Source organism: Kitasatospora sp. NPDC057738, from assembly GCF_042798815.1.
GTDB classification, from domain to species: Bacteria; Actinomycetota; Actinomycetes; order Streptomycetales; family Streptomycetaceae; genus Kitasatospora; species Kitasatospora lactacystinica.
Genome location: NZ_JBHVJT010000055.1, coordinates 22,675 through 44,759, shown reverse-complemented (window position 1 = coordinate 44,759; position 22,085 = coordinate 22,675). Strand labels below are relative to the sequence as shown.

Here is a 22,085-nt window from a genome sequence, read left to right as displayed (position 1 = left end):
TCAGCTCTCCTTCCCGGCCGCGACGGCCTGCTTGTCCGACCCCGGGCCGCCCTTGCCCCGGCCGCGCGCCTTGCGGCCGGCACCGTTCTCCTCCTCGGGGCGCTCCTCGGCGACGTGGCCGGTGAGGGTGAGGAAGACGTCGTCCAGGGTCGGGCGGCGCAGGCCGATGTCGTCCATCTCGATCCCGCGGGAGTCCAGTTCGCGGATCACGTCGGCGAGCACCCGGGCCCCGCCGGTGACCGGCGCGGTGATCCGGCGGGTGTTCCGCTCCACCGTCGGCTCGTTCAGCGCGTAGCCGGACAGCGCGGCGACCGCGTCGGCGACCCGGCCGGGCTCGTGCACCACGACCTCGATCCGCTCGCCGCCGATCTGCGCCTTGAGCTGGTCGGCGGTGCCGCGGGCGATCACCCGGCCCTGGTCGACCACCGCGATGTCGTGGGCGAGCCGGTCGGCCTCCTCCAGGTACTGGGTGGTGAGCAGCAGTGTGGTGCCCTGCTCGACCAGCGTCTCGATGACCTCCCAGAGCGCGAGCCGGTTGCGCGGGTCGAGGCCGGTGGTCGGCTCGTCCAGGAACATCACCGGCGGCCGGACGACCAGCGCGGCGGCGAGGTCCAGGCGCCGGCGCATGCCGCCGGAGTAGGTCTTGGCGGTGCGGTCCTTGGCCGCGGTGAGGTTGAACCACTCCAGCAGCTCCAGCGCCCGGGCCTTCGCGGCACGGTTGCTCATCTGGTAGAGCTCACCGACCATGGTGAGGTTCTCGAAGCCGGTCAGGTACTCGTCGACCGCCGCGTACTGGCCGGACAGGCCGATCAGGCTGCGGACCCGGTTGGGGTGCTTGAGCACGTCGACCCCGGCGACCACCGCGCGGCCGGAGTCGGGGCGGAGCAGGGTGGTGAGGACCCGCACGGTGGTGGTCTTCCCGGCGCCGTTCGGGCCGAGCAGCCCGAGCACCGTGCCCTCGGGGACGTCGAGGCTGACGCCGTCCAGGGCTCGTACGTCGCCGAAGGTCTTCACCAGGTTCTCGGCTTGGATGGCTGGCGCCATGGCCTTGCCTCATCTCCTCGAACATATGGGGCGATCTGTCCCACTTTGCCCTGATATTGGGCGCACGGGCGACCCGATTCTCGGCCCGCGGGGCCAGAACGCGATGTATCGCGAGTCTCCCAGTACGCGATATATCGCGTCAAGGGAGGGGGCTCAGCGGGAGACCACGTACCCCGCGTCCCGCAACTCCCCGACCACCAGCGCGCAGTGCTCCGGTCCCTTGGTCTCCAGGTGCAGGTCCACCTCGACCTCGGTCAGCCCCAGCCGCGGGTCGATCCGCACGTGCGCCACGTCCAGCACGTTGGCGTCCACCCTGGTCAGCACCGACAGCAGGTCCGCCAGCGCGCCCGGCCGGTCCGCCAGTCGCACCCGCAGCGACAGGTAGCGCCCGGCCGCCGCCAGCCCGTGCCGCAGCACCCGCTGCATCAGCTGGGGGTCGATGTTGCCACCGGACAGCACCGCCACCACCGGGCCCTCGAAGGAGTCCGGCTGCTCCAGCAGCGCCGCGATCGGCGCCGCCCCGGCCGGCTCCACCACCAGCTTCAGCCGCTCCAGCCCGAGCAGCAGCGCCCGCGACAGCGCGTCCTCGGAGACCGTACGGATGCCGTCCGCCAGCGTGTTGACCACCTCGAACGGGATGTCACCGGGGCGCCCGACCATGATCCCGTCCGCCATGGTGGCGAAGTGCTCCAGCGACACCGGCCGCCCGGCCGCCAGCGAGGGCGGGTACGCGGCCGCACCGGCCGCCTGCACCCCGACCACCCGCACGTCCGGCCGCAGCGGCTTGACCGCCGCCGCGATCCCGGCCAGCAGCCCGCCGCCGCCCACCCCGACCAGGACGGTCCGCACCTCCGGGCACTGCTCCAGGATCTCCAGGCCGACGGTCGCCTGCCCGGTGACCACGTCCCAGTGGTCGAAGGGGTGGATGAACACCGCGCCGGTCGCCTCCGCGTACCGCTGCGCGGCCTGCAGTGCCTCGTCCACGGTGGCGCCGTGCAGCCGCACCTCGGCGCCGTACTCGCGGGTCGCCGCGACCTTCGGCAGCGGCGCGGCCACCGGCATGAACACCGTGGAGCGCACGCCCAGCAGCGCGGCCGCCAGCGCCACCCCCTGGGCGTGGTTCCCGGCGCTCGCCGCCACCACCCCGCCGGCCCGCTGCACCGGCGAGAGTCCCGCGATCCGCACGTACGCCCCGCGCAGTTTGAAGGACCCGGTGCGCTGGAGGTTCTCGCACTTCAGGTGGACCGGCGCGCCGATCAGCCCGGAGAGGTACCGACTGCCCTCCATCGGGGTCACCCGCGCGACCCCGGCGAGCATCTTCTGGGCACCGCGGACGTCGTCGAGGGTGATCGGCCAGGTGTGCATGGCGCCAGACTACGGGTGGGGGCGGCGGCAATCCGGGATGTCGGGCCTGTTCCCGGGCCCGCCCGGCCCGCGTACTCTGCTGCTTCTGAGCCTCCCTCACCGCACGACGATCGTGAGCCGCGATGACGACGACCTCGCCCCAGGCCACCGACCGCATCGACCCCGTGCACGCCCGACTCCAGTACCAGCTCGCGGTGTTCGCGCGCCGGATGGAGCAGGTCCGGACCTCCGGCGGCGGGGTCGGGGCGCTGGACCGGGCCGCCTATCTGCTGCTCGACCGGCTGGAGCGGCACGGGCCGGCCAACGTCAAGGCCCTGGCCGAGGCCCTGGGCGTGGACTCCTCCACGGTGACCCGCCAGGTCGCCCCGCTGGTCGCGGCCGGGCTGGTCGGCCGGGTGCAGGACCCGGCCGACCGCCGTGCCGTACGGCTCGCGCTGACCTCGCACGGCGTCGGCCGGCTCACCGAAGTCCGGGACGGCCGGGCCGAGTTGACCCGCCGCCTGGTGGCCGACTGGCCACCGGAGGAGCAGCACGCGTTCTGCGCCCTGCTGGCCCGCTTCAACCTCGCGATGGAGACGTACACGGCGGACCAGCAGGGGCAGTGAGCGGCGACGAGGGGCCGCGGGGCCCCTACCGCCTCAGCCCAGCGCCTGCTTGAGGTCGGCCAGCAGGTCGTCGATCGACTCGATGCCGACCGAGACGCGCACCAGGTCGGACGGCACCTCCAGTGCCGAGCCCGCCACCGAGGCGTGGGTCATCCGGCCGGGGTGCTCGATCAGCGACTCGACGCCGCCGAGCGACTCGCCGAGGGTGAACAGCTGCGCGCGGTTGCAGACCTCGACGGCCGCCTCCTCGCCGCCGGCGACCCGGAACGAGACCATGCCGCCGAAGGCCTTCATCTGCTTGGCCGCGATGTCGTGGCCGGGGTGCTCGGGCAGGCCCGGGTAGAGCACCTGGCTGACCTTCGGGTGGCTCGCCAGCAGCTCGGCGACCTTCTCCGCGTTGGCACTGTGCCGGTCCATCCGGACGCCCAGCGTCTTGATGCCGCGCAGCACCAGCCAGGCGTCGAACGGGCCGGAGACGGCGCCCATCGCGTTCTGGTGGTACGCCACCTCCTCGCCGAGGCCCGCGTCGGCCAGCACCAGCGCACCGCCGACCACGTCCGAGTGGCCGCCCATGTACTTGGTGGTGGAGTGCACCACGGCGTCCGCGCCGAGCGCGATCGGCTGCTGGAGGTACGGGCTGGCGAAGGTGTTGTCGACCACCAGCAGCGCACCGGCGCCGTGGGCGACCTCGGCGAGCGCGGCCAGGTCGGTGATGCCCAGCAGCGGGTTGGACGGGGTCTCCACCCACACCGCGCGGGTGTTGGGGCGGATCGCCTCGCGGACGGTGGCCAGGTCCTGGGTGTTGGCCACGGAGAACTCGACGCCCCAGCGGGTCAGCACCTTGGCGAACAGCCGGAAGGTGCCGCCGTAGGCGTCGTTGGGGATCACGATGTGGTCGCCCGGCTTGAGGATGCTGCGCAGCAGGGTGTCCTCGGCGGCCAGGCCGGAGGCGAAGGCGAGGCCGCGGGCGCCGCCCTCCAGCGCCGCGAGGCACTCCTCCAGCGCGGTACGGGTCGGGTTGGCGCTGCGGCTGTACTCGTAGCCGCCCCGCAGGCCGCCCACCCCGTCCTGCTTGTAGGTGGACACCTGGTAGATCGGCGTGACGACGGCCCCGGTCTGGGGGTCTGCCTCCTGACCCGCGTGGATGGCGAGGGTCTCGAAGCCCTGAGGAAGCTGGTGCTCGGTCATGGGTCCGAGCCTAGTGTGCGAATGCCGTCGAGCCCGCACGAACCGACGATCGGGACGAACCCGCAGGTGGGAGCGGGGGTACGGCGGGCCGCAAGCGCGGCGCGCGGGCCCCTTCGGCCACCGCGACCCCATCGGTCGAACACGCGTTCAGCGCCGGGCCCGACCGGCCGCCGCCGACGGCCGCGACGACCCCTCCCGGAATCCGGGGGCGGCCGTTCGCGTTGCACACCGTGCCAGGATCCCCGACCCGCTGGAGCAGGCCGTGCTGTTCAACCGCCACAAGACCTCGCTCGTCCCCGCCGACCAGGCGCTGCCCGGCCGGCCGACCCCGGCCTTCACCCTGACCGAGCCGCACACCGTGCTCGGGCACCCGCTGTCCGGCCCGTACCCGGACGGCCTGGAGGTGGCCGACTTCGGGCTCGGCTGCTTCTGGGGCGCCGAACGCGTCTTCTGGCAGCTCCCCGGCGTCTGGACGACGCTGGTCGGCTACCAGGGCGGCCACACCCCCAACCCGACGTACGAGGAGGTGTGCAGCGGGCTGACCGGGCACACCGAGGCGGTCCGGGTGGTGTACGACCCGGCGGTGATCACCTACGAGCGCCTGCTGAAGACCTTCTGGGAGGCGCACGACCCGACCCAGGGCAACCGCCAGGGCAACGACGTGGGCACCCAGTACCGCTCCGCCGTCTACACCCACTCCCCGGCCCAGGCCGAGACCGCGGCGGCCACCCGGGACGCGTTCCAGCCCTCGCTGACCGCGCTCGGTTACGGCCCGATCACCACCGAGATCGCCCCGGCGGGCCCGTTCCACCCCGCCGAGCCGTACCACCAGCAGTACCTGTCGGAGGCCAAGAACCCCAGCGGCTACTGCGGTCTCGGCGGCACCGGGGCCTCCTGCCCGATCGGCGTGGCCCGCACCCGGGGCTGACCTCCCGGGCGCCGGGAAGGCCCGGGGGCGGGCTCGGAGCGGCCCGGGGCGGGCCCGGGCGCGGCCACTCAACGTGAGCGATCCCCGATCGGGGCGCAGACTGGAAGGGCCAGCAGGGCCGGCCCGGCCACCCGCTGGTGGCCGGGCCGTCCTCGTGCGAGAGGAGTGCGCCATGTCCGGTCTCTACCAGCGGAACTTCGACGATCCCGAGGAAGTCCGTCCCTTCGAGGAGGGCACGGGGGAGCTGCGGCTGGTCAACCTGGACGGCGGCCCGGTGGGCCGGGCCGTGTTCGAACCGGGTTGGCAGTGGTCCAAGCACGTGAAGCCGATCGCCGGAACCGACAGCTGCCAGGCCTCCCACGCCGGGTACGTGGTCTCCGGCCGGATGAAGATCGTCATGGACGACGGCCGGGGATTCGAGGTCGGCCCCGGCGACTTCATGCTCTGTCCGCCCGGGCACGACGCCTGGACGGTGGGCCCGGAGGCCTGCGTGATCGTCGACTGGCAGGGCTTCGCGGACTACGCGAAGCGGTGAACGGAACGCCTCAGAGCATGGCGGGCGGCTTCTCCGAGGCCCCGTCCGCCGCCTGGCCGGGGCTTCCCGCCAGGAGCTTCCCGGCGGCGTCGTAGGCCCCGACGGCCGGGACGGCCTGCATCCTCCCCGTCCGGAGGTCTGCCCGCGGCAGGTCGCCGTAGTAGGAGATCCAGCCCTGCATGCCCGGGGTGGTGAGCAGGGTGGCGACGGTGGGCCTGCCGCCCACGAAGAGGACGATCCGGGCCGGGGTCGGCCCCCGGTAGTAGCTGTGCACGACGAGGCGGTCGGCCGTCTCGTTGTAGGCCAGGGTGATGCCGGGCCGGTCGAACGGCATGCCGGGGGCGGAGAGGACGTCGGTGCACGCCGTGCGCCCGTAGGTGCCGGTCGCCGGTTCGACGGTGTCCTGGCAGTCCTGGGTCGGGGTCACCGACAGCCGGATCCCGGGGACCACCTCGACCTTCTCCTTCGCCGCGACCCGCTTCACCGGCGACAACGGCAGCCCGGTCGGCGTCAGTGCGGTGGGCACCGGGACCGCGGGCGCCCCCGCGACCGTCGCCGCCGAGGGCGCCATCGCCGCCCCGGCCTCGCCCGCGATCCGCCCGGCGTGCCGGGCGTTCCCGGCCGTCACCGCCGTCACCCCGCAGACCACGGCCACCGCGACCACGGCGGCCCCGGTCCCGGCCCTGCGCCTGGCCCGGCGGCGTCGGGCGCCCGCGATGATCACCACCGGGTCCGGCCCGACCGCGTAGGGGTCCTCGTCCTTGAGCAGTTCGCCGATCCGGCGCTCGAAGCTCATACCGTCACCTCGATGTGCGTCGTGGGACCCACCGCCACGCCGGAGCGGTCGGCGAGTTCGGGCAGTGCGCGCAGCTTCGACATCGCCCGGTGCAGCGTGCTCTTCACCGTGCCCGGGGCGATGCCCAGTTCGGCCGCGATGGCGGCCTCGGTGAGGTCTCCGTAGTACCGCAGCACGACGACCGTCCGCTCCCGGCGGGTGAGCGTGCCCAGCGCCTGGCGCAGCACGGCCCGTTCGGCCTGCCGTTCGGCGAGGTCGTCGGCGAGCGGCCGGTCGGGGACGCGTTCGATGGGCAGCTCGTGGTTGCGCAGCCGGCGCCACCAGTCGCGGTGCTGGTTCACCACGATCCTGCGGACGTACGCGGTGGGGTCGTCGCCGGTGATCCGGTGCCAGTGCAGGTAGGCGCGTTCCAGCGCCGACTGCACGATGTCCTTGGCCCGGTCCGGGTCTCCGGTCAGCAGCTCGGCCAGCCGCAGCAGTTGGCGGCCGCTCCCGGCGACGAACGCGCTGAACTCGTCGTCCTGTCGCTGCCTCTGCTCGCGTTTCACACCCGTCCTACTCCTCGGGCGGACCGCGAGGTTCGGTCCGCCCGGGAAGTTTTTCCGGCCGGGGTGCGGTGCCGGGTCAGACGGCGGTGCCGGGTCAGACGGCGCTGCCGGCCTTCCAGGCGGCCCAGCCCATGTTCCAGCCGTTCAGGCCGTTGTCCGGGGCGACCGTCTTGTCGCCGGAGTTCACGACCTCGACCACGTCGCCGACCATCGAGGACTTGTAGAACTTGAAGCCGTCCGTACCGGTGTCCTGGGCGCCCTGGGCGTCCCGCAGGCCGATGCAGCCGTGGCTGGTGTTCTGCCCGCCGAAGATCGACGGCGAGGACCAGTAGTTGCCGTGGATGAAGGTGCCCGAGGTGCTGAGGCGCTGGGCGTGCGGCACGTCCGCGATGTCGTACTCGCTGCCCAGGTTGACCGTCTGCGAGTTCATCCGGGTCTGGGTGTACTGCTCGGAGATCACCATCTTGCCGCCCCAGGTGGTGTGCTCGGGCGAGCCGCCGGAGATCTTGTAGACCGCGCTGACCTGGCCGTCGGTGGTGACGGTGAGCTTCTTGGTGGCGAGGTCGGCGACGCTGGTCTGGGCGCGGCCGATGGTGAAGCTCACGTCCTTGGACTGGGTGCCGTAGACGCCCTTGGCGCCCTCGACGTCCTTGAGCCGGAGCTTGAGGGTGACCTTGGTGCCCTTGGCCCAGTACTCCTGCGGCCGGAAGTCGAGGCGGGTGCTGGAGAACCAGTGGCCGACGATCTCGACGCCCGGCTCGGCTATCACCGTGATCGCCTGCTGGACGGCCTTGCGGTCGGTGACCGGCTTGCTGAAGTTGATCGAGACCGGCATGCCGACGCCGACGGTGGAGCCGTCCTCGGGGGTGAAGTAGCCCACGAAGGTGTTGGCCGGGGTCGCCGTGGTGAAGACGGCGTTGGAGTCCGCCTCCAGCTTGTCCTTGTCGAGGGCGGTGGCGGCGACGGTGTACTTGGTGCCGCTGGCGGGGGCGGCGGCCGAGGTCCAGCCGGTGCCGTCGGCGGAGAGCTGGCCGGCCAGCTCCTTGCCGGTGCTGTCGGTCACCTTGACGCTGCTCAGGGTGCCGTTGGCGACGGTGACCTTGACCGGCTCGCTGAAGCTCGCGGAGGCGGCGCCGTCGGCCGGGGCGACGGTGATGACCGCGGCCGAGGTCTTCGGGGCGCTGCTCGCACCGCCACCGGCCGGGGTGCCGTTCGCTCCGCCGGAGCCGCTGCCGCCGCCGTTGCCGTTGGCGCCACCGCCGTTACCGCTGCCGCCGCTGTTGTCGTTGCAGGCCGCCAGCAGCAGGACGGGCGCGCCGATCAGTCCCGCGAGGACCCCGCGTCGGCTCCAGTTGCTTCCGGCCACCCGCCCCTGACCGTCCCGTGCCGTCACGTCGCGTCTCCCTGCTGATCATCCCGGGCATTACGGATACAGAAACGCAATACGCCCGTTCACGGTTCCATCACCGAAGGGTAAGCGATCGTATGAGATGACCCAACTTCCCGACGAACAGGGACGAAACGCCCGGCCCGCGGAGCGGACCGGGCGTTCACTTGCGGTGACGGCGAGCACCGTCACCCGGTGGTTCCGTCCTACTCGGCGGACCCCTCCACCTGGTACTCGTCCCACTCCTCGTCGTCCGGGTCGAACTCGGTCTGCGCCGACTCCCAGGTCGCCGAGGCGAGCTCCACGCCGGGCACGTCGCCGAGCAGCGCGACGGGGTCGATGAAGTGGGCGAGCGAACCCGACGGGTCCACCTCGATGGCCTCGACGGACTGGGCGCGCTCCTCGTCGTCGAGGTACTCGTCCGCGGTGACCGCCTCCAGGGCGGCGGCCTTCAGCGCGCCCTCGTCGGTGATCTCCGCGATGAGCTCGATCTTCACCCGGACGTAGCGCGGGGCATCCTGGTCGGTCGTTTCAGTGCTGGTCATGCGTGCGAGCGTACGGGACGGCCGCGCCCGGCGCGGAGCACGGGCGGCCGCCCGGAGCACACCCCGCGCGCCCGGCGCGAACAGCGCGAACGGAAGGGGCCGGCCCCTCGGAGAAGGACCGGCCCCACCGTTGCCCCGCCTGGGCTCCCCCACCCGGGAGCCACGGGGACACGCGCCGTGCGGCGCGGTGCTGCCGCGGGAGCCGCCGCACCCTGTCAGCCGGCCGGAGCCGGGCAGGGGCGGGACGACGGCGCCTCCCGCGGCGGAGGACACAGCGGCCGGGTCAGGGCCACCCGATGTGTCCGGAGCCGACCGCGGTCGCCGGGGAGCCGCTCCCGGACGGTTGCCGTCGCCTCACTCGGCGTCCTGCCGTTGACCACCACGATGCCCGAGCCGTGTTAACCACGTGCTGCGGACAGGTGACGCCGGTGTACCACTTCCGCCGTGGACGAATCCTCCGCGCCCGTCCGCGGCAACGGGAGCGCGACGACAGGGCGGTGACGGAGCGCCGGTGACGGGGCGCCGGTGACGCCGGGTCAGTGCTGGCTGCGACCGGTCAGGAAGCCCAGCAGGTCCTGGCGGGTGACGATGCCCTGCGGCTTGCCCTCGACCAGCACGACGGCCGCGTCGGCCTTCTCCAGCACGGTCATCAGGTTGGTGACGGTCTCGCCCGAGCCGACCACCGGCAGCGGCTTGGACATCACCTTGTCCAGCGTGTCGGTGAGCTCGATGTCCTTGGCGAAGATGCCCTCCAGCAGCAGCTTCTCCACCACCGAGCCGATCACCTCGCCGGCCATGATGTCCGGGTGGCCGGCCCCCGGGGAGACCACCGGCATCTGCGAGACGCCGTACTCGCGCAGCACCCGGACCGCCTCGGCGACCGTCTCGTTGGGGTGCATGTGGACGAACTGCGGGACGCCGCCCTGCGCGATGGACTCCTTGCGGGCCAGCACCTCGCCGATGTGCGCCTCGTCGGTGGACGAGGGCAGGAAGCCGTAGTCGGCCATCCAGTCGTCGTTGAAGATCTTCGACAGGTAGCCGCGGCCGCCGTCCGGCAGCAGCACCACCACGACGTCGTCCGGCCCGAGCCCGCGGGCCACCTCCAGCGCGGCCACCACGGCCATGCCGCAGGAGCCGCCGACCAGCAGGCCCTCCTCCTTGGCCAGGCGGCGGGTCATCTGGAACGAGTCCTTGTCGGAGACGGCGACGATCCCGTCCGCGACGCCGCGGTCGTAGGCGGTCGGCCAGAAGTCCTCACCGACGCCCTCGACCAGGTACGGCCGGCCGGTGCCGCCCGAGTAGACCGAGCCCTCCGGGTCGGCGCCGATCACCTGGACCTTGCCGCCCGAGACCTCCTTCAGGTAGTTGCCGGTGCCGGAGATGGTGCCGCCGGTGCCGACGCCCGCCACGAAGTGGGTGATCTTCCCCTCGGTCTGCTCCCACAGCTCCGGGCCGGTGGAGTGGTAGTGCGAGGCCGGGTTGTCCGGGTTGGAGTACTGGTCCGGCTTCCAGGCGTTCGGGGTCTCCCGGACCAGGCGGTCGGAGACGTTGTAGTACGAGTCCGGGTGCTCCGGGGCGACGGCGGTCGGACAGACGACCACCTCGGCGCCGTACGCGCGCAGGGTGTTGATCTTGTCGGTGGACACCTTGTCCGGACAGACGAAGATGCACTTGTAGCCCTTCTGCTGGGCCACGATCGCCAGGCCGACACCGGTGTTGCCGGAGGTCGGCTCGACGATGGTGCCACCCGGCTTGAGGGCGCCCGAGGCCTCGGCGGCCTCGATCATGCGCATCGCGATGCGGTCCTTGACCGAGCCGCCGGGGTTGAAGTACTCGACCTTCGCCAGCACTGTCGCGCTGATGCCCTCGGTGACCTTGTTCAGCTTGACCAGCGGCGTGTTGCCGACCAGGTCGATGATCGAGTTGTGGTACCGCACGGGGATCCTCCCGGAGTGTGGGCGTGCGACTGCTTATCGGTACTGCAAAGCGTAGGGCGTGGCACCCGCCCCGCGGTTCCCCTCCATCCCACCGCCCCCAATGGCCCACCCCCACCGACGCCCCCGGTACTCCCGGCCCCCGCGCGGGTAAGAGCGCTGTGCAGGCATTGCCGTGGCCCGGAGGGGCCGGCAGGAGCACGGGAAGGGGGCACCGGGATGCCAGGGGCGCAGCACTCGCGGGCCCGGGTGGCCCGCCGGATCGCCACCGCGGCGGCGTACGGCGGCGGCGGGCTCGGCCTGCTCGGGGTGGGCCTGGTCGGCCTGCTGCTGACCGAGAGCAAACTCGCGATCCAGGCCATCGGCGTCCTGGAGACCCACCCGCCCAGGGCCGACGGCGTCTACGGCGAGGCCTTCGCCGACCGCTCCGCCGCCCCGCAGGCCCCGCTGGTGCTGGCCGTCCTCGGCGACTCCACCGGCGCCGGCCTCGGCGTGGCCCGCTCCGGCGAGACGCCGGGCGCGCTGCTGGCCGCGGGCCTCGCCTCGGTGGCCGAGCGCCCGGTCCGGCTGGTCAACGTGGCCCGCTCCGGCGGCCGCTCCGCCGACCTCTCCGGCCAGCTGGAGCAGGCGCTGCCGCACCGCCCGGACGTCGCCGTGATCATGATCGGCGCCAACGACGTGACCCGGCACAGCCCGGCCCAACTGGCCGTCCGCCAGCTCGGCGAGGCCGTCGCCGCCCTGCGCGCCAACGGCTGCGAGGTGGTCGTGGGCACCTGCCCGGACCTCGGCACGATCAAGCCGGTGCGGCCGCCGCTGCGCTGGGTGGCCCGCCGGCTGAGCCGGCAGCTGGCCGCCGCGCAGACCATCGCGGTGGTGGAGGCGGGCGGCCGGACGGTCTCGCTGGGTTCGCTGCTGGGCCCGGAGTTCGCCTCGCGCCCCGAGATGTTCGCCGCCGACCGCTACCACCCGTCCGCCCAGGGCTACGCGACCGCCGCGATGGCCGTGCTGCCCTCGGTCTGCGCCGTGCTGGGGCTCTGGCCCCAGGAGGACCGCCCGGCCACGGCCGTCCGGGGCGCCGCGGTGCTGCCGGTCGCGGTCGCGGCCGCCGCGGCGGCCGGGCGGGAGGGCACCGAGGTGGCGGCCGTGGCGGCGGAGGGCGCGGGCCGCCGCTGGGCCCAGCTGAGGCACCGGCTGCGGATCGGCCCGACCGGCCCGGAGAGCGGGAAGGACGCCGGTCCGCGCGCCGGCGGAGCCCCTGGGAATACGTCGGCCAGCTCACACGCTGGTGCGGGTGACGACTGACCTACCAGGCGGTAACTTTCCTCCCGGACGCCAGGTCCGCCGTCACCCAGCGAGGAGCCCGCCATGCCCGAAGCCGTCATCGTCAGCGCTGCCCGTTCGCCGATCGGCCGGGCCTTCAAGGGCTCGCTCAAGGACGTCCGCCCGGACGACCTGACCGCCCACGTCATCCAGGCCGCCCTGGCCAAGGTGCCCCAGCTCGACCCCCGCCAGATCGACGACCTGATGCTGGGCTGCGGCCTGCCCGGCGGCGAGCAGGGCCACAACCTGGCCCGCATCGTGGCCGTCCAGATGGGCATGGACTACCTGCCCGGCGCGACCATCACCCGCTACTGCTCCTCCTCGCTGCAGACCACGCGGATGGCGCTGCACGCGATCAGGGCGGGCGAGGGCGACGTGTTCGTCTCGGCCGGCGTGGAGACCGTCTCCCGCAGCGTGAACGGCACCTCGGACGGCATGCCGGGCACCATGAACCCGGTCTTCGACGAGGCCCAGGCCCGCACCAAGAAGCGCGCGGAGGAGGGCGGCGGCGCGTGGCACGACCCGCGCGAGGACGGCCTGCTGCCGGACGCCTACATCGCGATGGGCCAGACCGCCGAGAACCTGGCCGCGCTCAAGGGCATCACCCGCGCCGAGCAGGACGAGTTCGGCGTCCGCTCGCAGAACCTCGCCGAGGCCGCCATCGCGTCCGGCTTCTGGGAGCGCGAGATCACCCCGGTGACGCTCCCGGACGGCACCGTGGTCAGCAAGGACGACGGCCCGCGCGCCGGCGTCACCCTGGAGGGCGTGTCCGGCCTGAAGCCGGTGTTCCGCCCGGACGGCACCGTGACGGCCGGTAACTGCTGCCCGCTGAACGACGGCGCGGCCGCGCTGGTCATCATGTCCGACACCAAGGCCCGCGAGCTCGGCATCACCCCGCTCGCCCGGGTGGTCTCCACCGGCGTCAGCGCGCTCTCCCCCGAGATCATGGGCTACGGCCCGGTCGAGGCCTCCCGGCAGGCGCTCAAGCGGGCCGGCCTGACCATCGACGACATCGACCTGGTCGAGATCAACGAGGCCTTCGCGGCCCAGGTGATCCCCTCCTACCGTGACCTCGGCGTCGACCTGGACAAGCTGAACGTCAACGGCGGCGCGATCGCGATCGGCCACCCCTTCGGCATGACCGGCGCCCGGATCACCACCACCCTGATCAACTCCCTGCAGTGGCACGACAAGCAGTTCGGCCTGGAGACCATGTGCGTCGGCGGCGGCCAGGGCATGGCGATGGTCGTCGAGCGCCTGAGCTGACCCTCGGGACACCCTCCGAAGGGTCTGGACCACCCATTTGGAGTGACGCAGCGTAATTGAGGGCCGAATCACACCGCGAGGTCGATCCGGCCCTCTTTTCGTTCGTTTTCGACCCGGAAATCGACACTGCGGAGCGGATCAACTCCACTGCGTAGAACGGTGTTACCTAACAATTTGGGGACAAGAGCGAAAGTCCTGGACGAATTGGACATTCGCCACTGCGGTAACAGCCCCGCATGCGGCAATGTGGACACGTAACCCCGTTCCGCTCCTCGCTAGGAGTACGTTCCGTGAGCGCCGTCTACACCATCCTGCTGCTGATCCTGATCGCCGTGTCGACCGCCGCGCTGCTCCACCTCCGCGGACTCTCCCGCCGACTGGACGCGCAGGCCGCGGCCCCGGCCGAGCCCGCCCCGGTGGACGAGGCCGCGATACGCCGGGCCGTCGCCGAGGCGCTCGCCGCCGACCGCGAGCGGGAGATCACCGAGGCCCGGGCGTTCTGGGCCGAGCAGGAGGCCCGCGCGGCCGAGGACGCCCCGCTGTTCGACTCCCCGTTCTCCGGTGCGTTCTCCGGCACCGACGAGTGGCCGCTGTTCTTCCCCCGCCCCACCGGCCCGCAGGACGCCGTCGACAACGCCGGGACGATGGACCCGGAGTTCGGCGAGGCGCTGCGCTCCGCGCTGGAGGACCTGATCAACGAGGGCGGCACCGCCCCGGCCGAGCCCGGCACCGAGGGCGGCGTCCCGCTGCGCCCCGGCCACCCGGCCGGCGAGACCAAGGACGCCCGGGCCCGCCGCGAGGCCGACCTGCTGGCCACCGGCCTGGAGGCCGGGCTGCTGGACGCCGATCAGGCCGTCGAGGAGGCCCCGGTCGCCGCGCCCGACCCGCGCCGCCACCCCTCGCACCCCGACTTCGTACCCAGCCAGGCGCCGTCCCGGGAGTGGACCGACACCCGGCTGGCCACCCTCGCCGAGGAGGCCGTCGCCCTGATCGACGTCCGCCCCGGCCCGCTGGGCACCCTGGACGTGTACGCCTTCGCCGACGGCACCACCCTCTGCGTGGCCCCGGGCGACCGGGAGGCCGCCTACCGGCTGATCGACGCGGTCCGTGCCGGTGAGCACGTCCGACTGCTCGGCGGCTCGCGCTTCTCCGGCTCGTACTCGCTGACCTTCTCCACCGACGAGGAGGCCGTCTACGTGCTCGCCGACCGGGTGGTCGCCAGCATCTGACACCGGCTCACCGGATCGCGGGATCACCAGCGCGCGGCGCACCGAAGGCCGGCCGGGTCACGGGGTTACCGACCCGGCCGGCCTTCGGCGTGTGCGCGTCCCGGGGCCTCAGCCGCAGAGCACCGCCGTCTCCCGCACCGCGGCCACCGCCCCGGCCAGCACCTCGGCCGCCGCCACCGGCCCGTCCGGCAGCGCCACCTCCGCGCCCTCCGGCAGCGCCGCGAGCGCGGCCGCCAGGTCGTGGGCGGCGACGGCCAGCTGGTCCCCCGCCGCGAAGGCCCCGGCGTCCGGGAACTCCCGCCGCGGGCCGCCCTCCACCGCCGCCGTCAGCGCGACCAGCCGCCGGGCCAGCTCCAGCGCGGCCGCCGCCCGCGACCCGTACCCGGGCACGGCGCCCAGCAGCTTGCTCTGCGGCAGCGAGCGGAAACGATCCGCCAGGGATTCGGCGGCTTCGACCAGGGGATCCACGTCCAGGGGCGCTACGTCATGCATGGCAGCGAGCCTAGGCGAAAAGCCGCCGGGCCCCGGAGCGAGTCGCTCCGGGGCCCGGCGGCAGTGGTTCACGAAGGAAGGGACCGTCAGTCGTCGCCGCGCAGGATCGCGATCAGCCGCAGCATCTCCATGTAGATCCAGACCAGCGACAGGGTCAGCCCGAAGGCGGCCCGCCAGGACTCCCGCTGCGGGGCGCCCTGGGCGATGGCCTCCTCGATCGACGCGAAGTCCAGCGACAGGAAGAAGGCGCCCAGGCCGATGCCGATCAGGCCGACCACGATGCCCAGCGGGCCGGAGCGCAGGCCCATGTCGGCGCCGAAGGCCATCGCGACCATGTTGACCAGCATCAGCAGCACGAAGCCCAGCGCGATCGCGATGCCGATCCGCTGGTAGCGGGCGGTGACCCGGATCTTTCCGCTCTTGTAGGCGAACAGCATCGCCGCGAAGACCGCCGCCGTACCCAGGACCGCCTGGATCACGATGCCGTTCAGCCAGGTGTTGAAGGCGTGCGAGACGGCGCCCATCGCGAAGCCCTGGAGGGCCGCGTAGGTGAGGATCAGCGGCGGGCTGACGCTGCGCTTGAAGGAGACCACCAGGCCGACGACCATGGCCACCAGGCTGGCGGCGATCGCGAAGCCGAAGTTCTCGAACGGCAGCGCGAACCAGGCCACCGCGCCGGCGACGACCAGCGTCAGCAGCGTCATGGCGGTGCGGGCGACCACGTCGTCCAGCGTCATCCGCCCGGTGGCCGCCGGGCCGGCCGACGGCCCGTTGTACAGCTCGTAGAGCTGCTCGTCGGTCATGGGGGCCTGGCCCTGCGGCTGCTGGGCGTAGGGCGTACCCGCGTAGGGGTTCTGACCGTGCGCGTTCTGGCCGTACGGGCTCCCGGCCTGCGCGGTGGTACCGAACCCCGCGTAGCCGGAGTCGCGGGTGAAGGACCCCTCCCGCGAGAAGACCGGGTTGCTGCTTCTCATTGCTCATTCCCTCCGTGGCGGCACTGCACCGCCCGTGTACAAGGGTAATGGCTTGGCAAAAATTCCGGGATACGCCGCGAGGAGGATCCGGTGAACAACGACCGGCGGGGACGCCGTCGGCGCCCCCGCGGTTGTCAGTGCCCGGAGCCGGACTCGAACCGGCACGGCCTCGCGGCCAAGCAGTTTTAAGCTGCCCGTGTCTGCGTTCCACCATCCGGGCTCTTGCGAAACCACCCTGAGCCTAGTCGCCCGGCTCACTCTTTCGCATGTTCCCTGCCCCGGAAGTTGTCATGTTTCCTTGCCATCTGACGAACTGTCCGGGATTCGGCCACGAAGGATATCCGTTCCGGCCATCCCGCCGCCTCAGGGTTCACGTCATACCGCAGGAGGAGGGTCCAGCCCTCCCGTACGCCCAGCGGTGGTAGGGCCAACCGTCCGGCGGAGCGACGCAAGACCATGATCACGTCGCGGAGCATGGAGGTACAAGTCCACGAGCACAAGGAGCCCCCCGTGACCACGCCGACCGCAACCGCCGTCCGCACCGGCCTGGCGGCCGCCCGAGCCACCGGCCTGAACAAGGTCTACGGGGAGGGGGAGACCCGCGTCGTCGCCCTCGACAACGTCACCGTGACCTTCCCCCAGGGCGAGTTCACCGCCATCATGGGCCCGTCCGGCTCCGGCAAGTCCACCCTCATGCACTGCATGGCCGGCCTGGACACCGTCTCCTCCGGCTCCTCCACCATCGGCGACACCGAGCTCGTCGGCCTCAAGGACAAGCAGCTCACCCAGCTGCGCCGCGACCACATCGGCTTCATCTTCCAGGCCTTCAACCTGCTCCCCACCCTGACCGCCCTGGAGAACATCACCCTCCCGATGGACATCGCCGGCCGCAAGGTCGACAAGGCCTGGCTCGACCGCGTCGTCGACACCGTCGGCCTCTCCGGCCGCCTCAGCCACCGCCCCTCCCAGCTCTCCGGCGGCCAGCAGCAGCGCGTCGCCTGCGCCCGCGCCCTGGCCGGCAAGCCCGACATCATCTTCGCCGACGAGCCCACCGGGAACCTCGACTCCCGCTCCGGCGCCGAGATCCTCTCCTTCCTGCGCAACTCCGTGCGCGAACTCGGCCAGACCGTCGTCATGGTCACCCACGACCCGGTCGCCGCCTCCTACGCCGACCGCGTCGTCTTCCTCGCCGACGGCCGCATCGTCGACGAACTCCACCACCCCACCGCCGACACCGTCCTGGACCGCATGCGCCGCTTCGACGCCAAGGGCCGCACCAGCTAGTCAACCGATCCGGCCCGGCGGCCGCAGCCCGCTCACCGACCCTTCCCAGGACACCCCATGTATCGCACCGCACTGCGCAATGTGCTGGCCCACAAGGGCCGACTGCTGATGACGGCACTGGCCGTCATGCTCGGCACCGCCTTCGTGGCCGGAACCATGGTCTTCTCCGACACCTTCGGCAAGGCCATGCGGGACAGCAACTCCAAGAGCTACTCGGACGTCTCGGTCCAGGTGGTGGACCGCGCGGCCGGCTCCGCCGCCTCCGCCCGGCAGAAGAGCGAGGGCGGCTCGGCCGCCCTCACCGACGCCACCGTCCAGCAGCTGTCCGCCCTGCCGGGCACCGCCGGCGCCCGAGGCGTCGTCAGCGGCTTCACCGGCGTCGCCGACAAGAAGGGCAACCTGATCGGCCAGGTCTGGGCCGCCAAGGGCGCCAACTTCGCGCCGGGCCAGGACGGCAAGGACCCGCGCTACCCGATGGTCGAGGGCCAGGGCCCGAAGACCGCCAAGGAGGTCGCGCTCGACCGCAAGACCGCCGACAAGGGCGGCTACAAGGTCGGCGACACCGTCCGGGTCGCCGCCAACGGCCCGGTCGTCGAGGCGAAGCTCACCGGCGTCTTCACCACCGACGACCCGGTGGTCAACACCGGCGGCTCGCTCACCCTGTTCGACCGGGCCACCGCCCAGCAGACCCTGCTGGAGCCGGGCCGCTACAGCGGCATCGTGCTCACCGCCAAGCCCGGCACCAGCCAGGACGCGCTGCTCGCCCAGGCCCAGCCCGTGGTGCCCTCCGGCCACCAGTTCGACGTCGAGACCGGCGCCAAGCTCAAGGCCGACGAGCAGGAGATGATCACCAGGAGCACCAGCAGCATGCGCACGATGCTCCTGGTCTTCGCCTTCATCTCGCTCTTCGTCGGCATCTTCATCATCGCCAACACCTTCACCATGCTGGTCGCCCAGCGCACCAAGGAGCTGGCCCTGATGCGGGCCATCGGTGCCAGCCGCAAGCAGGTCACCCGGTCCGTGCTGATCGAGGCCCTGCTGATCGGCACCGCCTCCGCCGTGGCCGGCCTGCTCGCCGGCATCGGGATCGGCGCCGGGATGCAGTCGCTGATCGGCGCGATGAACGAGAACATGCCGAACGGCTCGCTGGTGATCAAGCCGCTCACCGTCGTGGTGACGGTCGTGGTCGGCGTCCTGGTGACGGTCATGTCGGCCCTGCTGCCCGCCATGCGCGCCTCCCGGATCGCCCCGGTGGCCGCGATGAGCAGCGGCGACCAGCCGGTCTCCCAGAAGAGCCTGGTGGTCCGCAACACGATCGGCTCGGTGCTCGCCGGCGGCGGCCTCGCCCTGATCGGCTACGGCGCCTCCACCGGCAACGACAGCGGCCGGCTGCCGGTCGGCCTGGGCGCCTTCCTGGCCCTGATCGGCGTGTTCGTCCTGCTGCCGCTGCTCTCCCGTCCGGTGGTCGCGCTGGTCGGCCCGCTGCTGCGCGGTCTCGGCGGCACCCCGGGCAAGCTCGCCCAGCAGAACGCGGTGCGCAACCCGCGCCGCACCGCGGCCACCGCCGCCGCGCTGACCATCGGTCTGACCCTGGTCACCGGGCTCACCGTGATCGGCGCCTCGGTCAACGACACCATCGACCGGGCCGTCACCAGCTCGATGAAGGCCGACTTCATCGTCGGTGCCGCCAACGGCATGAGCCTGTCCGAGCAGGTGCCCGCCCAGATCGCCAAGGCCCCCGGGGTGGCCGCCTCCTCGGCGATGACGACCGCGTACTGGGACCTGAACGGCACCAGCAGGACGGTCAACGGCCTGGACGCGGCCGTCCTCGACCAGCTCGCCGACGTCGAGCTGACCAGCGGATCCACCGCCGGCTTCGGCCAGGGCCAGCTGCTGCTCGACGAGGACGCCGCCAAGAAGCTGAACGTCACCACCGGCTCGGTGCTGACCGTGGCCTACCCGGACGAGTCCGCCGGCAAGCTCACCGTCGGCGGCGTGTACAAGGCCGGCGGCATGCTCGGCCCGGTCATGCTGGCCAACAGCGAGATCGCCAAGCACGAGCCGAAGCCGTACGTCTCCGACGTCCTGGTCAAGGGCAAGGACGGCGCCACCGACGGCCTCAAGCAGGCGCTCAAGGACGCCACCGGCGCCAACCCGGTGATCGAGGTGAAGTCCAAGCAGGACGTCCGGGACGAGTTCAGCCAGACCATCACCTTCGCGCTGAACCTGATGTACGGCCTGCTGGGGATGGCGGTCCTGATCGCGATCCTGGGCGTGGTCAACACGCTGGCGATGTCGGTCTTCGAGCGCAAGCGCGAGATCGGGATGCTGCGGGCGATCGGCCTGGACCGCAGCGGCATCAAGCGGATGGTCCGTCTGGAGTCCGTGGTGATCTCGCTGTTCGGCGCCGGCATCGGCCTGCTGCTCGGCTGCTTCATCGCCTGGGCGATCAACGGCACCCTGAAGGCCAGCCTCTCCGGCCTGACCACGGTCCTGCCGTACGGCCAGCTGGCGATGTTCCTGGCGCTGGCCGGGGTGGTCGGCCTGGTGGCCGCGATCTGGCCGGCCCGCCGGGCGTCCAAGCTGGACATCCTGTCGAGCATCAAGACCGACTGACCGGTCCCGCAACGAGAGAGGTCCCCTGCCGGAGGGTTTCGGCAGGGGACCTTCTACTTCTGTACTCCGCCCGGTCGCACGGCCGGCTGAGCACCACGGAGGTCGTGGTCCGGCAACGCTGCCGGGCGGAGGGCCTCCGACTCATACCCCGGTGCTCCCACACCGGGGTCTCAGTCGCTTACTTGCTGGCGAGTGCCTTGTCGGCGGCCGGCTTGGCGGCCTCGACGGGCTTGGTGGGCGGAGTGACCTCCTGGATCGGAAGCTGCGGCCGCTCCATCTGGGCGAGGCCGACCATCTCGCGCTTGAGGAACATCGCGAGCGTCCAGTCGGTGAAGACGCGGACCTTGCGGTTGAAGGTCGGCACCATCGCGCCGTGGTACAGGCGGTGGAACCACCAGGCCGGACGGCCCTTCAGCTTGTACTTGCCGAAGAGGATCGCCACGCCCTTGTGCAGGCCGAGGCCGGCGACCGCACCGAGGTTCTTGTGCTTGTACTCCTTCTGCGGGAAGCCGCGCATGCCGGAGATCACGTTGTCGCCGAGGACGACGGCCTGGCGGCAGGCGTGCTGCGCGTTCGGCGGGCACCAGGCGCCCTCGCCGGCGGCGAGGTCCGGCACCTGGGCGTTGTCGCCGGCGGCCCAGACGTAGTCGAAGCCCTGGACCTGGAGGGTCGGCGCGGTGTCGACGTGGCCGCGCGGGCCCAGCGGCAGGCCGAACTCGGACAGCACCGGGTTCGGCTTCACGCCGGCCGTCCACACGATGGTGGAGGCGTCCATCTCCATGCCGTTCTTCAGCATGACGTGGCCGTCGACGCAGGAGTCCATGGAGGTCTCGATGTAGACCTCGATGTTGCGCTCCTCGAGCTTCTCCTTGGTCCACAGACCGAGGTCCGGGCCCATCTCGGGGAGGATGCGGTTGGCCGCCTCGACCACCACGAAGCGCATGTCCTCGCGGCTGACGGTCTTGTACAGCTTGGCCGCGTCGCGGGCCATGTCCTCGACCTCGGCGACGGTCTCGATGCCGGCGAAGCCGCCACCGATCACCACGAAGGTCAGCGCCTTGCGGCGGATCTCCTCGTCCGTGGTGGACTCGGCCTTGTCGAGCTGGGCCATGACGTGGTTGCGGAGGCCGATGGCCTCCTCGACCGTCTTCATGCCGATGCCGTTCTCCGCCAGACCCGGGATCGGGAAGGTGCGGGAGACCGAGCCGGTCGCGACGACCAGGTACTCGAAGGGCAGCTCGTAGCTGTCGCCGGCCGCGGGCTGGATGGTGGCGACCTTGCGGGCGTGGTCGATGCCGGTGACGGACCCGGTCAGCACCTCCGCCTGCTTGAGGGCGCTGCGCAGCGGCGCGACGAGGTTGCGGGGCGCGACGTTGCCGCCGGCCGCCTCGGGGAGGAAGGGCAGGTACGTCATGTACGACCGCGGGTCCACGACCGTGACGGTCGCTTCGCCGTAACGCATCTTCTTGAGGATGCGCATCGCGGCATACAGGCCGACGTAACCACCGCCGACAATGAGGATGCGAGGACGCTCCGTGGTGCTCATATCCGAAAGTATCCAGCACCGTCCGGAGCAGCCTTCGTGAGCCCGGTCACAAGATGAAGGACCCCCCGTGCTACACTGCGCGGCCGCAAAACCGGGCCCGGCACGGCGGCCCCCACCCCTGGACGGCCCCGCGCGAGCGCGCGCCGGAGCACGACCGGCCTGAGCAGCAACGATCCGCACAGCGCCCGGGTTCCCGCGCATGATTTCGAATTTCAAACCTCAAGCGAGCCCTGACCTGCGATCCCATGGGCTACCCGGCCAGCAGGCCTTCGGTCCCACATTTCGGACGTAGCGGGCGAGTGGGTGCGGCGAATGGCCGGATCGCCATGTGAAGAAATTCACGAACTTTTCCACCCGCGCTCGGGCGCGCCCCGGGGCCAGGAACCATAAAGGGGGGTGGGGGGAGGGGGGGGGGGGGGGCACCCGGGGGTAAGGGGGAGAGACCAAGGGAGGGGAAGAGAGGGTGGCGGGATTGGGAGGGAC

19 protein-coding genes and 1 tRNA gene are annotated in these 22,085 nt (G+C 72.0%); 8 read left to right on the top strand and 12 right to left on the bottom strand.

Features of this window, described 5'->3' with window-relative positions; translation table 11 throughout:
- Window positions 1-1,044, bottom strand: a complete 1,044-nt coding sequence (locus tag ACFVGO_RS27045; RefSeq protein WP_359914015.1) for an ATP-binding cassette domain-containing protein — start codon at window positions 1,042-1,044, stop codon at window positions 1-3.
- A gap of 153 nt (window positions 1,045-1,197) precedes the next feature.
- The gene (gene ilvA / locus ACFVGO_RS27040) at window positions 1,198-2,409 is read right to left on the bottom strand and encodes a threonine ammonia-lyase (RefSeq protein WP_359914017.1); all 1,212 of its coding nucleotides are present in this window, start codon (window positions 2,407-2,409) and stop codon (window positions 1,198-1,200) included.
- 122 nt (window positions 2,410-2,531) lie between these two features.
- Here ilvA and ACFVGO_RS27035 point away from each other — a divergent pair, with 122 nt between their 5' ends.
- Entirely contained in the window at window positions 2,532-3,014 is a 483-nt protein-coding gene (locus tag ACFVGO_RS27035; RefSeq protein WP_359914020.1) for a MarR family transcriptional regulator, read from the top strand.
- Window positions 3,015-3,047: 33 nt separating this feature from the next.
- On the opposite strand, the gene ACFVGO_RS27030 is transcribed toward ACFVGO_RS27035, so the two are convergent.
- The gene (locus ACFVGO_RS27030) at window positions 3,048-4,202 is read right to left on the bottom strand and encodes a cystathionine gamma-synthase (RefSeq protein ID WP_359914023.1); all 1,155 of its coding nucleotides are present in this window, start codon (window positions 4,200-4,202) and stop codon (window positions 3,048-3,050) included.
- 262 nt (window positions 4,203-4,464) lie between these two features.
- On the opposite strand from ACFVGO_RS27030, the gene msrA reads away from it, so the two are divergent.
- Both msrA and ACFVGO_RS27020 read left to right on the top strand, forming a co-directional pair.
- Window positions 4,465-5,130, top strand: a complete 666-nt coding sequence (msrA, locus tag ACFVGO_RS27025) for a peptide-methionine (S)-S-oxide reductase MsrA (RefSeq protein WP_380634532.1) — start codon at window positions 4,465-4,467, stop codon at window positions 5,128-5,130.
- 172 nt (window positions 5,131-5,302) lie between these two features.
- Window positions 5,303-5,665: a cupin domain-containing protein gene (locus ACFVGO_RS27020; protein WP_380634530.1), complete on the top strand. Its 363-nt coding sequence runs from the start codon at window positions 5,303-5,305 to the stop codon at window positions 5,663-5,665.
- Between the two features lie 10 nt (window positions 5,666-5,675).
- Here ACFVGO_RS27020 and ACFVGO_RS27015 read toward each other — a convergent pair whose 3' ends face one another.
- The 5 genes from ACFVGO_RS27015 to ACFVGO_RS26995 form a co-directional block, all read right to left on the bottom strand.
- A complete protein-coding gene (locus ACFVGO_RS27015; RefSeq protein ID WP_359914032.1) occupies window positions 5,676-6,461 on the bottom strand; it encodes a hypothetical protein in 786 nt (261 codons plus the stop codon).
- Window positions 6,458-7,009: a SigE family RNA polymerase sigma factor gene (locus ACFVGO_RS27010; RefSeq protein ID WP_359914035.1), complete on the bottom strand. Its 552-nt coding sequence runs from the start codon at window positions 7,007-7,009 to the stop codon at window positions 6,458-6,460. Before ACFVGO_RS27010 ends, ACFVGO_RS27015 begins: the two co-directional genes overlap by 4 nt.
- A gap of 94 nt (window positions 7,010-7,103) precedes the next feature.
- Entirely contained in the window at window positions 7,104-8,402 is a 1,299-nt protein-coding gene (locus ACFVGO_RS27005; RefSeq protein ID WP_359914038.1) for an Ig-like domain-containing protein, read from the bottom strand.
- 200 nt (window positions 8,403-8,602) lie between these two features.
- Entirely contained in the window at window positions 8,603-8,941 is a 339-nt protein-coding gene (locus tag ACFVGO_RS27000; protein ID WP_359914041.1) for a hypothetical protein, read from the bottom strand.
- 536 nt (window positions 8,942-9,477) lie between these two features.
- Complete coding sequence (locus tag ACFVGO_RS26995) at window positions 9,478-10,878, bottom strand: cystathionine beta-synthase (RefSeq protein ID WP_359914044.1); 1,401 nt, start codon at window positions 10,876-10,878, stop codon at window positions 9,478-9,480.
- Window positions 10,879-11,094: 216 nt separating this feature from the next.
- Between ACFVGO_RS26995 and ACFVGO_RS26990 the strand changes: the two genes are divergently transcribed.
- The 3 genes from ACFVGO_RS26990 to ACFVGO_RS26980 all read left to right on the top strand — a co-directional run bounded on the left by ACFVGO_RS26990 (window position 11,095) and on the right by ACFVGO_RS26980 (window position 14,690).
- Window positions 11,095-12,177 carry an SGNH/GDSL hydrolase family protein gene (locus tag ACFVGO_RS26990; protein ID WP_359914047.1) on the top strand — a complete coding sequence of 361 codons (1,083 nt, stop codon included), beginning with the start codon at window positions 11,095-11,097 and terminating at the stop codon, window positions 12,175-12,177.
- Window positions 12,178-12,240: 63 nt separating this feature from the next.
- The gene (locus ACFVGO_RS26985) at window positions 12,241-13,461 is read left to right on the top strand and encodes an acetyl-CoA C-acetyltransferase (protein WP_359914050.1); all 1,221 of its coding nucleotides are present in this window, start codon (window positions 12,241-12,243) and stop codon (window positions 13,459-13,461) included.
- Between the two features lie 290 nt (window positions 13,462-13,751).
- Entirely contained in the window at window positions 13,752-14,690 is a 939-nt protein-coding gene (locus ACFVGO_RS26980; protein WP_359914053.1) for a hypothetical protein, read from the top strand.
- A 108-nt stretch (window positions 14,691-14,798) separates the two neighbouring features.
- On the opposite strand, the gene ACFVGO_RS26975 is transcribed toward ACFVGO_RS26980, so the two are convergent.
- The 3 genes from ACFVGO_RS26975 to ACFVGO_RS26965 all read right to left on the bottom strand — a co-directional run bounded on the left by ACFVGO_RS26975 (window position 14,799) and on the right by ACFVGO_RS26965 (window position 16,376).
- A complete protein-coding gene (locus tag ACFVGO_RS26975; RefSeq protein ID WP_380355674.1) occupies window positions 14,799-15,182 on the bottom strand; it encodes a hypothetical protein in 384 nt (127 codons plus the stop codon).
- Between the two features lie 86 nt (window positions 15,183-15,268).
- Window positions 15,269-16,156, bottom strand: a complete 888-nt coding sequence (locus ACFVGO_RS26970; RefSeq protein WP_359914059.1) for a Bax inhibitor-1/YccA family protein — start codon at window positions 16,154-16,156, stop codon at window positions 15,269-15,271.
- 138 nt (window positions 16,157-16,294) lie between these two features.
- Window positions 16,295-16,376: transfer RNA gene (locus ACFVGO_RS26965), tRNA-Leu, on the bottom strand.
- A 254-nt stretch (window positions 16,377-16,630) separates the two neighbouring features.
- Here ACFVGO_RS26965 and ACFVGO_RS26960 point away from each other — a divergent pair.
- Window positions 16,631-17,440, top strand: coding sequence for an ABC transporter ATP-binding protein (locus tag ACFVGO_RS26960; protein WP_380634525.1), 810 nt, complete (start codon window positions 16,631-16,633; stop codon window positions 17,438-17,440).
- A gap of 57 nt (window positions 17,441-17,497) precedes the next feature.
- Complete coding sequence (locus ACFVGO_RS26955; protein ID WP_380634523.1) at window positions 17,498-20,056, top strand: ABC transporter permease; 2,559 nt, start codon at window positions 17,498-17,500, stop codon at window positions 20,054-20,056.
- 178 nt (window positions 20,057-20,234) lie between these two features.
- Here the strand turns inward: ACFVGO_RS26955 and ACFVGO_RS26950 are convergent, their stop codons facing one another.
- On the bottom strand, window positions 20,235-21,602 hold the full coding sequence (locus ACFVGO_RS26950) for an NAD(P)/FAD-dependent oxidoreductase (RefSeq protein ID WP_359909991.1): 1,368 nt from the start codon (window positions 21,600-21,602) through the stop codon (window positions 20,235-20,237).
- Between the last annotated feature and the right edge of the window lie 483 nt (window positions 21,603-22,085).